11 protein-coding genes are annotated in these 15,077 nt (G+C 53.9%); all 11 read left to right on the top strand.

Annotated elements, in window-relative coordinates:
- The first annotated feature begins 12 nt into the window (after window positions 1-12).
- The 11 genes from smc (at window position 13) to ispD (ending at window position 15,068) form a co-directional block, all read left to right on the top strand.
- A complete protein-coding gene (smc, locus tag VMF88_07230) occupies window positions 13-3,564 on the top strand; it encodes a chromosome segregation protein SMC (GenBank protein HTY10848.1) in 3,552 nt (1,183 codons plus the stop codon).
- Window positions 3,564-4,289, top strand: coding sequence for an MtnX-like HAD-IB family phosphatase (locus tag VMF88_07225; protein ID HTY10847.1), 726 nt, complete (start codon window positions 3,564-3,566; stop codon window positions 4,287-4,289). Before smc ends, VMF88_07225 begins: the two co-directional genes overlap by 1 nt.
- Before the next feature lie 3 nt (window positions 4,290-4,292).
- The gene (locus tag VMF88_07220) at window positions 4,293-4,877 is read left to right on the top strand and encodes an isoprenylcysteine carboxylmethyltransferase family protein (GenBank protein HTY10846.1); all 585 of its coding nucleotides are present in this window, start codon (window positions 4,293-4,295) and stop codon (window positions 4,875-4,877) included.
- A 2-nt stretch (window positions 4,878-4,879) separates the two neighbouring features.
- Complete coding sequence (lpxB, locus tag VMF88_07215) at window positions 4,880-6,010, top strand: lipid-A-disaccharide synthase (protein ID HTY10845.1); 1,131 nt, start codon at window positions 4,880-4,882, stop codon at window positions 6,008-6,010.
- Window positions 6,011-6,029: 19 nt separating this feature from the next.
- Window positions 6,030-6,686 carry a lysophospholipid acyltransferase family protein gene (locus VMF88_07210; protein ID HTY10844.1) on the top strand — a complete coding sequence of 219 codons (657 nt, stop codon included), beginning with the start codon at window positions 6,030-6,032 and terminating at the stop codon, window positions 6,684-6,686.
- Window positions 6,687-6,707: 21 nt separating this feature from the next.
- A complete protein-coding gene (gene lpxK / locus VMF88_07205) occupies window positions 6,708-7,751 on the top strand; it encodes a tetraacyldisaccharide 4'-kinase (GenBank protein ID HTY10843.1) in 1,044 nt (347 codons plus the stop codon).
- A 321-nt stretch (window positions 7,752-8,072) separates the two neighbouring features.
- Window positions 8,073-8,453 carry a gamma-glutamyl-gamma-aminobutyrate hydrolase family protein gene (locus VMF88_07200; protein ID HTY10842.1) on the top strand — a complete coding sequence of 127 codons (381 nt, stop codon included), beginning with the start codon at window positions 8,073-8,075 and terminating at the stop codon, window positions 8,451-8,453.
- A 68-nt stretch (window positions 8,454-8,521) separates the two neighbouring features.
- Window positions 8,522-11,266 carry a pyruvate, phosphate dikinase gene (ppdK, locus tag VMF88_07195; GenBank protein ID HTY10841.1) on the top strand — a complete coding sequence of 915 codons (2,745 nt, stop codon included), beginning with the start codon at window positions 8,522-8,524 and terminating at the stop codon, window positions 11,264-11,266.
- Window positions 11,267-11,448: 182 nt separating this feature from the next.
- A complete protein-coding gene (queA, locus tag VMF88_07190; GenBank protein ID HTY10840.1) occupies window positions 11,449-12,486 on the top strand; it encodes a tRNA preQ1(34) S-adenosylmethionine ribosyltransferase-isomerase QueA in 1,038 nt (345 codons plus the stop codon).
- Between the two features lie 26 nt (window positions 12,487-12,512).
- A complete protein-coding gene (locus VMF88_07185) occupies window positions 12,513-14,372 on the top strand; it encodes an APC family permease (protein HTY10839.1) in 1,860 nt (619 codons plus the stop codon).
- A gap of 6 nt (window positions 14,373-14,378) precedes the next feature.
- Entirely contained in the window at window positions 14,379-15,068 is a 690-nt protein-coding gene (gene ispD / locus VMF88_07180; GenBank protein HTY10838.1) for a 2-C-methyl-D-erythritol 4-phosphate cytidylyltransferase, read from the top strand.
- The last annotated feature ends 9 nt before the right edge of the window (window positions 15,069-15,077 follow it).

Genomic DNA, 15,077 nt, shown 5'->3' with positions numbered 1-15,077 from the left:
AGTGAGAGGACTATGTATCTATCGAAGTTAGAGGTCGTTGGATTCAAGTCGTTTGCGAACAAAGTGAACCTGAAATTTGATTCGGGCATCACTGCGATCGTGGGACCGAACGGCTGCGGCAAAACCAACGTCGTCGATGCCATTCGATGGGCCTTGGGGGAACAGCGGCCGAGCACGCTGCGCAGCGATAAAATGGAGGACGTGATCTTCAACGGGACAAAAAACCGCAAGCCGATCGGCATGGCGGATGTTTCGTTGACGATCGAAAACACGAAAGGAATCCTTCCGACCGAATATTCGGAAGTGACCGTTACCCGCCGCGTGTACCGTTCCGGGGAGAGCGAGTACTACCTCAACAAAACACTCTGCAGGCTGAAAGACATCAAAGACCTGTTCATGGACACCGGCATGGGGTCGGACGCCTACTCGGTGATCGAACTGAAGATGGTCGAAACTATCCTCAGCGACCGGACGGACGAGCGCCGCCGCTTGTTCGAAGAAGCCGCGGGAGTGACTAAATATAAACACCGGAGAAAAGAAGCGTTCCGACGGCTTGAAACAGTGCAGCAGGATCTCGTCCGCGTGAACGACGTTGTGAAGGAAGTGCAGAAGGCCGTCAATTCTCTCGAACGGCAGGCCCAGAAGGCAGAAAAATACAATGGGCTTTCCAAGGAACTTCGGGCGCTGGAAGTTGACCTGCTGGAACGCGACTATTCCGCCATCGCGGACAAAGTGGGACCGCTGAAACACGAGCTCGAAGGAGCGCGCAGCGAGAAGGAACGGATCGATTCGGAGCTTTCCAAAAAGGAGACTCTCCTCGATCTTCTCCGTAAGGAATTGGAAGATCTCGAGGCGAAGCTTACCGACGCGCAAACCGATGTGGCCGATCAGCAGCAACGGATCAACACCGTCCAGCAGATGCGGATTTCATCGAGTGAACGGAAGAAATCTCTCGCGGCATCGATCGAACGCTTTGAAAAGGAAAAGGTCGAACTTCGTCGTCAACAGGACGAGCTGCAGGAGCGATCAAAGATCCTTCGGGCGTCGATCGAAGAAATGCACGTGAAGGTCGACAATGCCGAGCGCCACTATGCAGGAAAAAAAGAAGAACTTGATGCGTTTACCGTCCAGCTCGATGCCAAGAAAGCCGAGGTAAAAAAGCTTCAGGACCTTATTCTGTCGCTGCTGCAGGAGATCTCCCTGCAACGGCAGGAGCATGAGCGGACGAAGGCGAGAATAGAGAATATCCGCGGCCGCATCGATTTTTCCAATGAAGAGAACGGAATCTATAAGAGCGAAGTCGAGACGAATTCGGAGCTTGTCAATCAGCTGAGCAGCGAAGACCGCGAACTCCGCAAGCAATACGCTGAAGCAGAAGTCCGCGTCCATCAGGGAGAATCCCAGAAATCGGAGCTGGAACGGGAGATCGAAGCTCTCCGGAACAAGGAGTTTGAGATTCGGGGCGTCCTCGACCGCCGCCGTGCCCGCTTGGAATTTCTCAAAGGGTTGATCGAAAGCTACGACGGATTCTCCGAAGGCGCAAAGTTTCTCATCACGAACGATGAGTGGAAAGCAAACGTCCAGACGACCGTTGCTGACGCCGTGTCGACAGAGCCGCGCTACCGCGTTGCGGTAGAATCCGCCCTCGGCGAAACGGCAAGTTTCATCGTCGTGAAGAACATCGAAGAAGCGTACAGAGGCATCGATGTGCTGAAAAAGAATCAAAAGGGAAAGGCAACGTTTATTTGCCTTGACCGGCTGCCTGCGTTGAAAAGTCCGAACACAAAGATCGCGGGGGAAGGGATTATCGGATGGGCCCGTGACTTCATCACGTGCGATCCGGCATTCAGCACTTTGTGCGATTATATTTTCGACAACATGCTTCTTGTCAGCGATGTGAGCGCTGCTTCCGCAGCGATCGGAGCCGGCACACTGCTGAAGTGCGTCACTCTTGAAGGGGAAGTCGTTACCGGTCAGGGGGTTCTCAAAGGCGGGAGCCTTCGCACTGACGACGGGGGCATGATCGGCAAAAAAAGTCAGATTACAGAGCTTGAAGGCGAGACGGCGGGGCTCTCCGAATCGCTGGCGTCCCTCCGCAAGGAGATCACAGCAAAGGAAACCCTTCTGGCATCGATAGAGATCAAGACCCTTGCCGCCGCTGCGAAGCGCGTCGAACAGCAAATGACGGGCGTCGAGATGCGCATTGCGCAAATCGAGTTCGAGAAAAAACGCATCAACGAAAATATGGAACGGAACACGGCGGAGAATGTGAAGCTTGCCGCAGAGGCCGAGGAACTGCAGAAAGAGCTCGACGTCCTTCTTCCCGAAATCGACCAGCTCGAGAAGAAGAGGTCGTCCGCCGAACAGAGCTCCGGCGCAGCAACGAGCGAAATGGAAACGATGGAGGTTCTGTGGACAGAATATTCCGAGGCCACCAACAAAGCCCACGTTGCGTTTCTCAACCTCCAAAACGAGGAAAAGAAAATTGCCCGCGAACTTGAGTACATCCGCGAGACCGTAGAAAATATCACGGTGACCCTTACGCAGCGCGACCGGGATATTGCCGAGGCGAACGGTGAGATCGAGCGGCTGGTCAAAGAACTGTCGGATACCGAAGCGGAGCTCCATCGGTTGAACTCGGAACTCCACGTGATCGTCGAACGGGGAAAAAGCGTAGACACAGAATACAACGCGAAGAGGAACCAGATGCATGAAGTTGAGCTCAAGATCAAGGACGAGCGGAGACTGCACGACGATTCTCTCGGCGTGACCCATGAGCTTGAGATCAGACTCTCGGAACTCACGATGAAATCCGAAAACCTTATCACGCGGGCACGGGAAGAATATGGATTCCTTCTCGAATTGAAAGCATACGCCGATAAGGAACAGTTCGACATCGAAGCGGCACGGGAACAGGGACGAACGCTGAAGGATAAGATAGCGGCGCTGGGACCCGTTAATTTTGCCGCCTTCGATGAGTTCAAAAGCGAGAGCGAACGGCTTGATTTCATAACCACGCAACGCCGGGACCTGGTGGAGGCAGAAGAGACCCTTCTCTCTACGATCGAAGAAATCAACACGACGGCGCAACGGACGTTCGGCGAGACGTTCAGCAAGATCAGGGACAATTTCATCGCGACATTCAAAAGTTTGTTCGACGAGGGGGATGAATGCGATCTGCGTCTCGAAGAAGGAGTCGACCCTCTTGAAGCCCGGATCGAGATCATCGCAAAACCGCGGGGCAAGCGTCCGACGTCGATCGACTTGCTCTCGGGAGGAGAGAAGACGCTGACCGCTATCGCGCTTCTCTTCGCGATCTATCTTGTGAAGCCGAGCCCTTTCTGTATCCTCGACGAGGTCGATGCGCCGCTTGACGATTCCAATATCGACCGCTTTTCGCGCATCCTTCGAAAATTCAGCGACAATACGCAGTTCATTGTTGTGACGCACAATAAGCGCACGATGGAAGCGGCGAATGCGATGTACGGCGTGACGATGGAAGAAGAAGGGGTTTCAAAACTCGTTTCAGTGCGGTTCAACGAAAACGCAGTGGCCAGAAATTAATGAACGACCGGCTCTCCTATATTGTCTTCACGGATTTTGACGGGACGATCACGCCCACCGACATCGGCGATTCGATGTTCAAAGTGTTCGGCAGTCCGGAAGAATGCTCCCGCACATTCCTCGAAGCCCGCGACGGGAAGATCGGAATGATGGAGAGCTGGCGGCGGTCGTGTGCAACGGTCGGATCGCTTTCGGCATCGACTTTTGGCACTTTTGTGGACGGTCAGAAAATTGATGCCGGGTTCCGCCGGTTTGAGCAGTATTGCCGGAGCAAGTCTATTCCCGTCCATATTCTCAGCGATGGTTTCGATCTTTATATCCGGCATGTGCTGGAAAAGGAGCGCCTGAGCCATGTTCCTTTTTATTCCAATCAAATGGTCATCGAAGACGGCGGCGTCCTGGCCCCCCGGTTTCCGTATACGGATGCCGAATGCATTCGGTGTGCAAACTGCAAGCGCAACCATCTCTTGACGAAATCCGGCGATGACAATGTGATCGTCTATATTGGCAACGGCTATTCCGACCAATGCCCCGCGAGGTTTGCCGATGTCGTGTTTGCGAAAGAGGCGCTGCTGACGTATTGCGAGCGGGAGAACATCACCTATCATCGCTTCGAGACGTTCGACGATGTGCTCTCCCGTTTCAAACCGCTCGTTGAAGAACGGCATCCCCGTAAGCGCCGCACCGCAGAGCTTGCACGAAAAGAAATTTTCATGAGAGGATAGCGTTTGGATATCCGCGGGAAAATATTTGAGATGCGCAGCTACACGCCGATTCCCTTCATTCTTTTGATGCTGGTGTACGCCCGGCCAACGGCGCTCTCTCTCGCCGCCGGATTTTGCGTTGCCCTGTGCGGCGAGTTCGTCCGCCTTTGGGGAGTCTCCGTTGCGGGAACAGAAACGAGAACGACAGGACGTGTCGGCGGCACGCATCTATTCATTGACGGACCCTTCGGCTATGTCCGCAACCCGCTCTACGTCGGCAACATGATGATGTATGTCGGCGTCGGGATCATGGCCAATGCGTTGATGCCGTACCTGGTGATCATTGCGTTCGGCTTCTTCCTGCTCCAGTATACGTTGATCGTGACCAAAGAAGAAGAGTACCTGCACACGACCTTCGGCGACGAATACGAACGCTACGTGCAGGCCGTTCCCCGCTTTATGCCGCGTCTCACACGGTATTCTGCCGAGCATGTCTTCCGCCGCGGCGCAGAATTGTCCCGCGGACTGCAGTCGGAACGGCGGACGCTGCAGGCATTCGGCGTGATCACAGCCGCGATCCTCATTCTCTATTTCGTAAAGCAGGGCTGACGATGGTCCACAGGGTCATGATGATCGCGGGAGAGGTTTCGGGCGACATTCACGGCGCCGGCGTCGTGAGAGAATTGAAGAGGCGCGACCCGTCGATCGAGATCTATGGCATCGGCGGAGAGAGGATGAAGAGCGAAGGGATGGCGTTGACGTACCACGTGAACGAATTGTCGTTCATGGGATTTATGGAGGTGCTGCGGCATCTGCCGCTGATCAGATCGGTCGAGCGAACCCTGGAGCAGCTCCTCGTCTTGAAAAAACCCGACGTGGTAGTGCTGATCGACTACCCCGGATTCAATCTGCGCTTTGCCCGAAAGGCAAAAAAGCACGGCGTGAAGGTCGTCTATTACATCAGCCCGCAGGTCTGGGCATGGAAAAAAGGACGCGTCAAGAAAATGCGGGGGATGATCGACACAATGCTTGTCGTCTTTCCCTTCGAGACGGAGATCTATGAAAAAGAGGGGATCGATGTCCGATTTGTCGGTCATCCCTTGCTTGAAGAGTTGAATGTCGGATTCTCCCGAGCGCAATTCTGCAAGCGATTCGGGATTGACCAGTCGAAGAAAATACTGGCGTTGATCCCGGGAAGCAGGGAACAGGAAGTGGAGAATCTGTTCTCAGTGATGGCACGGTCCGCTGCCGTTCTTCAGCGTGAAGAGGGATGCGAGATCGTCGTCGGCATAGCTCCGAACCTCAAAGAGCAGGTGTTTGAACGGTACCTTCCGCCGAATATTTCGCTGCATTTTGTCGAGAATGCAACGCATGAGACGATGAAATACGCGGAGCTTGCGATCGTCACGTCCGGCACTGCCACGTTAGAGACCGCATGCTTTGAAACGCCGATGATCGTGGTCTATAGGACATCGTGGCTGACCTATCTCATTGCCCGTCTGCTGGTGCGGGTGAAGAATATCGGCCTCGTGAATATTGTCGCCGGAAAGACCATCGTTCCCGAGTTGATCCAGCACAACGTGACCGTCCACAGGCTGGTCGCGCTGGCCTCCGGACTGATCAAGAATGATGAAACGCGGGGTGCGATGAAAAAGGATCTCTCCGTCGTTAAAGGGCTGCTCGGATCGAAAGGGGCGTCGGCGAATGTTGCGGAGACGATTTTGGCAGTTGGTCCTGCATAAGCGATAATTGTTGTCGCCGATGATGAAAAAAATCGTCAATGGGTTAGCGAAAAAGATGTTGTGGCTGGCGGCATTGATTTTATGCAGTACGCTCCGGATCAGGAAAAGTAATTCAGCGTTCTTTGAAGAACATCGGAAGGGGCATAAAAGGTCTGTCATTGCATTCTGGCACGGCTCCATGCTCGTCGGATGGTTTCTGCACCGCCCTCAAAAAGGGGCGCCGGCTGCGGCTCTCGTCAGTCAAAGCGAGGACGGCGAAATATTGTCGGCTGTTCTTGCGCGATGGGGCTACGATCTGATCCGGGGTTCGAGCCATATCGGCGGGAAAGAGGCTATGCAGTTGATGACCGGAGCCATTGATGATGGGAAGTCGCTGTGCATTACCCCCGACGGTCCGACAGGCCCAAGGCATCGGATGAAAATGGGTGCGGTCCGCGCAGCACAGCGCGCACATGTTCCGCTCTTTCTTGTCGGCATCGCCGCAAGACGAAAGAAAACATTAAAGAGCTGGGATCAATTTGAGATCCCGATGCCGTTTTCGAGGATCGACGTTCAGTACAGTGATCCCCTCTCGGTTCCTGATCACTTGCAGAATGAATCGCTCGATCTTTTTTTAGCAGAGGCTCAAGATCAACTCGCCGCCTTGAGCACAAAAGCGGAGCAGGCGGTGCGGTGACGCTTCGAAAATAAACAGCAGATGAAACCAGTTCCGGCGTTGTTTCCTTTATCATGGCTGTATGGAGGCGGGGTTGCTCTTCGGAATTTGTTGTATGATTGGAAGGTTCTCCCGGCGGAAAAAATCAACGCCCCGGTTATTTCCATCGGCAACATTACAGCGGGCGGAACGGGCAAAACGCCCGTCGTCAGCCTCCTTGTGAACCGGCTGGTAGGAAAAAATGTCCGGTGTGCGATCGTCAGCCGCGGCTATAAACGGAAGACCAGGGGACTGGTCGAGGTTTCGGACGGTCTGTCGGTAAAAACGAATGCAGCAAATGCGGGAGATGAAGCTTTCCAGCTTGCGACCCGGATGCCGAAAGCGGTCATCGTCGTTGACGAAAACCGGGTGAACGGCGCGCGATATGCTGTTGACCGACTGCATGCCCAAGCCGTCGTCCTCGATGACGGCTTCCAGCATCGTTCATTGGATCGCGACCTGGATGTAGTGCTGATCGACGCCGGTCATCCCCCCTTTTCAATGGCGATGCTGCCGGCAGGATACAGGCGGGATGTATTGAGCTCCTTGAAAAGGGCGGATGCGGTCCTTCTTACAAAGATAAGGCCCGGAATGGATATCGAAGGATTGAAGAAGGAGGTTCGTCGTTACTCGGACGCAAAAATTTTTTCGAGTTCGTTGACAACTACCTCCTTTAAGAGAGCGAAGACCGGGTTCAGCGTCGATCTGAATAGCATTAAAGGTAAACACGCCGTGGCTTTTTGCGGAATCGGTCAACCGGAAAGTTTCCGGGAAAGTCTTGAGGAACTGGGAATCATCGTTCGCTCAATGAGAACGTTTGAAGATCATCACCCGTATTCTCAGTTGGATCTGCAGCACGTTGCGGCGGAACAGGAAAAGATCAACGCCGAGTATGTCGTTACCACGGAAAAGGATCTTGCCCGGTTGTCTTCGATCGAAATATCCGAGCATGTTCCTCTTTTCTATCTGGAAGTCGAAATGGCGGTCCATGAAGAGCAGGAATGGAACGCCCTGATAGATTCGGTGCTCAGCACAAGACATGAATGATGAAAATCGGCATCACGAAAAATACGTCGGAGAAAGGAATATTCAGCGCTTATCAAGGATGGCTTTTACGGTTCAATCCAGTGATCGAATTTCACGAATTGTCTTTTCAAAGGAATCAGCCGGACGAAATTGAACAATGCGACGGTCTGCTGCTTACAGGAGGAGGTGATATTGACCCGAAGGTGTACGGTAGAGGCGATGGCGCAGCGCACACGGAAGGCGTCGATGGCAAACGGGACGGATTTGAATTCAAGGTAATAGAAAAGGCCCTGGCAAAAAGGATGCCCATGCTTGGGATCTGCAGGGGAATGCAATCGGTGAATGTTTATTGCGGAGGGTCGCTTCACATCGATCTGGCATCGAGCGGTTTTTCGCGGCACGATGATGCTGAGGGAAAAGGCCGGCGGCATACCGTGCTCGTTGAGCCGCATTCAATGCTCGCATCGATCTGCGGCCATGAGCGGGGCGAGGTCAATAACTCATCATCAAGGGGTCGATCGTGTCGGCAAAGGGCTGGCGGTCAATGCAAGGTCGGAAGATGGAGTTGTTGAAGGGCTGGAATGGGACGACAGGAGCACGGCGGCATTCCTCATCCTGGTACAGTGGCATCCCGAACGGATGAAAGATCTCTCGAACCCTTTCACCGATAAAATCGGGAGGGCGTTTTTGGAGGATGTCAGCAAATGTAAGCAATACTCTTAATTCACTTGGTCAATCAACCATTAACACGACACACAACAACAACACAATAAGAAGGAAAAATTACAACGATGGCTAAATATGTGTATTTCTTCGGCAATGGAAAGGCCGAAGGCAAGGCTGAAATGAAAAACCTTCTCGGCGGCAAAGGTGCGAACCTGGCAGAGATGACGAACATCAATTTGCCTGTGCCGGCAGGGTTCACAATTTCAACGGAGGTATGTACCTATTTTTATGCGAACAAGAGGACGTATCCGAAATCACTGCAGGCCGATGTAAAAAAATCGATCGGCAAAGTGGAGAAGGCAATGGGAGCGAAATTCGGCGACCTGAAGAATCCGCTGCTCGTTTCGGTCCGCTCCGGCGCCCGTGCTTCAATGCCGGGTATGATGGATACGATCCTCAACCTCGGTCTCAACGACAAAGTCGCCGAGGGTCTGGTGAAGAAGACGAACAATCCGCGTTTTGTCTACGATTCGTACCGCCGGTTTGTCCAGATGTACGGCGATGTTGTCCTCGGTTTGAAGCCGGTCCACAAGGATGAAATCGACCCGTTCGAAGCGATCATCGAGGAGAAGAAGAAATCGCGCGGAGTGCATCTTGACACCGAATTGAACGCCGACGACCTGAAAGACCTCGTCACGCTGTTCAAGAAGGCGATCAAAGAAAAAACGGGAAACGATTTTCCGCAGGAACCGATGGAACAGCTGTGGGGCGCGGTCGGCGCCGTGTTCGGTTCGTGGAACAATGACAGGGCGATCGCATACCGCAAGATGTACGACATTCCCGAGTCATGGGGAACGGCGGTCAACGTCCAATCGATGGTCTTCGGCAATATGGGGGACGATTCCGGGACCGGCGTGGCGTTTACGCGCGATGCGGCGACGGGCGAGAACGTGTTCTACGGCGAATATCTCATGAATGCCCAGGGGGAGGACGTTGTGGCCGGAACCCGGACACCGCTTCCGATTTCCCAGCTCGCAAAGGACAACCCGAAGATCTACAACCAGCTCGACAAGATCCGCAAGACCCTCGAGAAGCACTACCGCGACATGAACGACATCGAGTTCACGATCCAGCAAGGCAGGCTGTACATGCTCCAATGCCGCGTCGGAAAACGGACCGCGTTCGCCGCAATCAAAATTGCCGTTGATATGGTCGAAGAAAAATTGATTTCCGACAAGGAAGCGCTGAAGCGGATCGAACCCGATCAGCTCAACCAGCTTCTTCGTCCGGTATTCGACCTGAAGGAAAAAGAATCGGCAGTGAAGAGCGGACGGCTCCTCGCAAAAGGACTGAATGCGGGGCCGGGTGCGGCGACCGGACGCGTTGTGTTCAACGCTCCGGATGCCGAGGCTTGGAAGAAAAAGGGAGAGCACGTGATCCTCACGCGCATCGAAACTTCCCCCGAAGACATCAAAGGGATGGACGCGGCCGAAGGAATTCTCACCGCCCGCGGTGGAATGACCTCGCATGCAGCGCTTGTTGCCCGTCAGATGGGCAAGGTCTGCGTCGCAGGCTGTTCCGCGCTCGACATCGATTACTCGACGCACACCATGAAAGTGAAGGGAAAAACCATCAAGGAAGGGGATTGGATTTCTCTCGACGGAACGACGGGCGAAGTGATCGAAGGAAAAGTCGCTACGAAGCCGTCGGAGGTGCTCCAGGTGCTCATCGGAAAAACGCTGGCGCCGAAAGAAGCCCCTGTCTATCAGCAGTATGCGAAGATCATGTCGTGGGCCGATAAGTATCGGAGACTCAAGATCCGGACGAACGCAGACCAGCCCGACCAGGCGCTCAATGCGGTCGCTTTCGGGGCCGAGGGTATCGGACTCTGCCGGACGGAACATATGTTCTTCGGCGAAGGGAAGATCGGTCCGATGCGCGAAATGATTCTTGCGGACACGGTCGAAGAACGCCGTGCGGCGCTCGCAAAACTGCTGCCGCTGCAGAGGACCGACTTCGAAGGAATCTTCGAAGCGATGAACGGCCGCCCGGTGACGATAAGGACGATCGATCCCCCGCTGCATGAGTTCGTTCCGCACGATGAGGCCGCACAGCGCCAGCTCGCCTCTGAGATCGGCATCAGCTACGAGAAGGTGCATCACAGCGTCGAAAGCCTGCATGAATTCAACCCGATGCTCGGTTTTCGCGGATGCCGTCTGGGCATCATCTTCCCCGAGATCACCGAAATGCAGTCCCGCGCGATTTTTGAAGCGGCGGCGAACATTCAGGCGAAGGGGATAAAGGTCGAACCCGAGGTCATGATCCCGCTTGTCGGCAACGTGAAGGAGCTCGAGCACCAGGAGAAGCTTGTTCGCCGCGTTGCTGCCGAAGTGATGCAGGAAAAAGGGATAAAGTTCAAGTACCTCGTCGGGACGATGATCGAGATTCCCCGCGGCGCGATCACGGCGGACGAGATCGCTACCGTGGCCGAATTCTTCAGCTTCGGGACGAACGACCTGACGCAAACGACGCTCGGCGTCAGCCGCGACGATGCAGCCCGGTTCCTCATTCCGTACGTGGAGAAGGAAATTTACGCCAAGGATCCGTTCGAGGTCCTGGACCGCGGCGGCGTCGGCGCGTTGATGAAAATTGCCGTCGAAAAAGGGCGCTCAGTCCGTTCCGACCTTAAGGTCGGGATATGCGGCGAACATGGCGGTGAACCGTCGAGCGTTGAATTCTGTCATGAGATCAACCAGAATTACGTCAGCTGCTCGCCGTTCCGAGTTCCGATCGCACGCCTTGCCGCTGCCCGCGCCGCGTTGAAGGATGCGCCGGCGTCAAAAGCAAAGAAAGCGTCGAAAAAGAAGTAAGCGGTACGCAGTGAACAGTTAACAGTAAGCAGTAGTCAGTATGGAGTGTATGGTTGAGGGTGTTTCATACTGATTACTGTTTACTGAATACTGATTACTGCTTACTGAAATAATCCACCCGCTCCCGTAAGAGCGTTTGTTCAACTAAAGGGAATGTTTCCCCAGAAAGAAACATCAGCGCGATGAAACTATCGGATTTCAAATATCCTCTTCCGCGAAACCTTATAGCGAAGCATCCGGTTTCGCCCCGTGACCGTTCGAAGCTCATGGTGTTGAACCGGAACGATGAAAACATCAGCGAAGAACATTTTCGCGATATCGTCGATTTCTTTAAGAAGGGGGATTGCCTTGTCGTGAACGAGACGAAGGTGTTCCAAGCCCGCCTCTATGGAAGAAAGGAAAAAACAAACGCCAAGATCGAAGTGTTTCTCCTCCGCCAATTGAATGCCGCGGATAATATCTGGGACGTTATCGTCGACCCGGCGCGTAAAGTGCGCATCGGCAACAAGATCTATTTCGACAACGGCAACCTGGCGTGCGAGGTGATCGACAATACCACATCGCGCGGCCGGACGGTACGGTTCAATTATGAAGGAGATTTCTTCAAGCTGATCGAAAAGATCGGTAAAACCCCGCTGCCGGCATACATCAAACGGGACCCGACGGAAAAAGACAAGGATTCCTATCAAACGGTCTACGCAAAAACGATCGGCGCGGTAGCAGCGCCGACTGCCGGTCTCCATTTCACCAAGCCCCTTCTCAGAAAAATTGAGAGAAAAGGTGTGAAGGTCGTCTCCGTCCTGCTTCATATCGGATTGGGAACGTTCCGGACCGTCGAGGTGGAAGACCTGACGAAACATAAGATGGACTCGGAGTATTTTGAAGTAAGCGAGCAGACGGCCAACGTCGTCAACCGCGTTATCGACAACAGAGGAAACGTGTTTGTGTGCGGCACCAGCACGTGCAGGGCGCTCGAGTCCAGCGTCACCACCGACGGCCATTTGAAGGCGAGCCGCGGCTGGACGGACAAATTTATTTTCCCCCCGTATGATTTTAAGATTGCCGACAAACTGATCACCAATTTCCATATGCCGGAATCGACGCTGCTCATGCTGGTCGCCGCGTTTGCCGACCATGATTTCGTGATGCGGGCCTACAAGCTTGCCATCAAGAAAGGGTATCGGTTCTACAGCTACGGCGATGCCATGTTGATTCTTTGAGACGTTCCTAACCTTCTCATCGTCGTATGTTCTCCGAACGGTTTCTCATTTCGGCGCTCGTCAACATTGCCCTCGTCGCAGGGTTCGCCTATCTTTTTACGAGAAAAAACCTCCTCGCTTATTTCTCGAGCGGGCGGTGGTGGCTGACCTGGCTTTCGATCGCGATCATTACGCTGATGGACGAGTTGACGTCCATTTTTTATGCGCCGAGCGAGGCCTTCCGCGTCATCGCCTACCATGCGATCGTCTACCTCGCAGTGACATCCATCCTGATGCGAATTCTCTCGACACGGATGGTGGAAATCGCCGAGATTCTCGAGCTGCACGGAATACGCGGAGGGGGGGTCTATTCGTTTTCATATCTCGTTCTCGGCCCCACCGTTTCGTTTGTCGCCGTCGCCTCGATTCTTGTCGACTACGTTCTCACTGCCAGCATCTCGACCGTCAGCGCCATCGAAAACGGGATGGCATTCTTTCCGATGTCCGCAACGGGAAAATTTATCCTTGAACTCGGAGTCATCTGGTTCGTCGCCGGACTTAATATTATCGGCATCAAGGAGAACGCAAAATTCACCTTCGGCATTTTTGTCGTCGCCGCGATTATCCTCATCAACCTTCTCTCCGCCGGCGTGCTTCATGCCGATGCGCACAGCGTGCATCGCGTCGGAGAGACCTTCGTGAGCGCCGCCCAGAAATTCGATGAAGGGAGCTGGTTCAACACGTACTTTCTGATCATCGTCAGCATATCGAGCTGTATCCTGGCGTACTCCGGCATCGAATCGGTCGTGCAGACGGCCGGGCTCGTCAAGTCGTGGCACGACATCAGGAAAGCGTATATTTTTCTCGGCGTGACGATCGGTATCTTTACGCCCGTGCTTTCGATGATCGTTCTCTCTTCAAGGATCGACGTCTCGGCGCACGAGACCGATCTGATAACCCAGTTTGCGAAAATGGTCGGCGGAATTCCCTTCGGGTACATCGTCGGGATCCTTGCCAGCGTTCTGCTGATGATGGCGGTGAACACGGCGTACGTCGCCTCGAGCGAGTTGATGGAGCGGGTCGCCCATCGGTACGGGTTTGGATGGATCATTAAGACAAACAGGCGACAGTCGCTCTACCGGATCCATCTCTGCAGCGCATTATTCTTCACCTTCATCGTTTTTGTCACCAACGGCAGCCAGCAGACGTTGGCTGAAATGTACGCCGTCGGGCTGCTTGCAAGTTTTACCATCAATATGGGAAGCCTGTTGATTTACCGTTACTCTCAGGGTACAAAAGATGTCCGCGGCTATAATACCTCCAGGGTCGGCACGTTTGTGCTCTTCATCGTCCTGTTAAGCTGTTTCCTCTACCTTGCGTACGAAAAACCGTACGGCACGCTGACCTGGGGGACCGTCACTGCAGTGTTTCTGTTCATCGGATTGCGTGTCGCAAAACAGCGCGCGCCCGAGATCAAGCAAATCAAGCAAACCGACGTCCCGATGAAAATGATCTTCAGCATCGCGGAAAACGACGCTGAACATATTCATGTCTATTTTCGGCGGCCGCAGGAAGAAGGTGTGGAGGACAAAAAATCGACATCGGTCTACGTCAGCTTTTATTCGCCGAGGCAGGGCATCCCGGAAAAGCTTGCGCCGAATCATTTCCGCTTCGCCAATCGCGGTCAAACGCTGTACGACAGCATGGTCGAGATCCTGTTCGCGCTCGATTATGAGCTGCCGGACAAGAAATTCACCATCCATTTTGGCTGGCCGCTGTCATCATGGATTGACCGCCTTGCGATCGGCGTCATGGTCTTCAGCATTATGCGTCTGCCGAAGAACTTTCCCCGGTTCAATTTCGTGATCGAATATTTCGGGAAATCGGTCGTACCAGCAACCAAGTGAGGTCCAATGTTTACCAGCGTTATCATCCCGGCGGCCGGCGCCGGAGAACGAATGGGAGCCACGGTCAGCAAGCAGTTCCTCGCACTCCGCGGAAAGCCTATCATCATCCACACGCTAGAACGTTTTCAAATGTGCGGTGCCGTTGATGAAATCGTCATCGCCGTGCAGCCCTCAAGCCGCCAGCAGGTTGAATACCTTCTCAAAGAATTTCATATTTCCAAAGCTTCAAAAATTGCCGAGGGGGGAAAACGGCGTCAAGACTCCGTTGCCAACTCGTTACGTCTCCTTCATCCTCGATCGGACATCGTGATTGTTCACGACGCCGTTCGGCCGTTCATTCAGCAGCGGGTCATCCTTGACTCTCTTGAAAAGGCCAAATTGCATTCTGCCGCCGTGGTTGCAGTTCGGGTCAAAGACACCGTGAAAATCGGAAACGACAAAGGATTTGTAGAACGAACGCTTGACCGCTCTCTTCTGTGGTCGGCTCAGACTCCGCAAACGTTCAGGCGCCAGGTTCTTCTCGATGCCTATGCAAACGCCGCCCGTGAAAATATCGAGGCCACGGATGACGCTTCCCTTGTTGAGCGGATCGGCATCAATCCGGCGATCGTCGAAGGAAGCTTTGAGAACATCAAGATAACGACTCCGGGCGACCTCGATTTTGCCGAAGTGTTAGCGGGCCGGTTCAAAGATTAAAAAGAGAGG

It is taken from the genome of Bacteroidota bacterium, assembly GCA_035506275.1.
Taxonomy (GTDB): domain Bacteria; phylum Bacteroidota; class Ignavibacteria; order UBA10030; family UBA8401; genus JAGVPT01.
This window is presented reverse-complemented; position numbering and strand designations above follow the sequence as displayed.

Excerpts from the sequence above, each read along its gene's own strand:
- lpxK (HTY10843.1), top strand. The coding sequence starts at position 6,708 with ATGAAACCAGTTCCGGCGTTGTTTCCTTTATCATGGCTGTATGGAGGC.
- VMF88_07225 (HTY10847.1), top strand. The coding sequence starts at position 3,564 with ATGAACGACCGGCTCTCCTATATTGTCTTCACGGATTTTGACGGGACG.
- lpxB (HTY10845.1), top strand. The coding sequence starts at position 4,880 with ATGGTCCACAGGGTCATGATGATCGCGGGAGAGGTTTCGGGCGACATT.
- smc (HTY10848.1), top strand. The coding sequence starts at position 13 with ATGTATCTATCGAAGTTAGAGGTCGTTGGATTCAAGTCGTTTGCGAAC.
- VMF88_07200 (HTY10842.1), top strand. The coding sequence starts at position 8,073 with ATGTTTATTGCGGAGGGTCGCTTCACATCGATCTGGCATCGAGCGGTT.
- ispD (HTY10838.1), top strand. The coding sequence starts at position 14,379 with ATGTTTACCAGCGTTATCATCCCGGCGGCCGGCGCCGGAGAACGAATG.
- ppdK (HTY10841.1), top strand. The coding sequence starts at position 8,522 with ATGGCTAAATATGTGTATTTCTTCGGCAATGGAAAGGCCGAAGGCAAG.
- VMF88_07210 (HTY10844.1), top strand. The coding sequence starts at position 6,030 with ATGATGAAAAAAATCGTCAATGGGTTAGCGAAAAAGATGTTGTGGCTG.
- VMF88_07185 (HTY10839.1), top strand. The coding sequence starts at position 12,513 with ATGTTCTCCGAACGGTTTCTCATTTCGGCGCTCGTCAACATTGCCCTC.
- queA (HTY10840.1), top strand. The coding sequence starts at position 11,449 with ATGAAACTATCGGATTTCAAATATCCTCTTCCGCGAAACCTTATAGCG.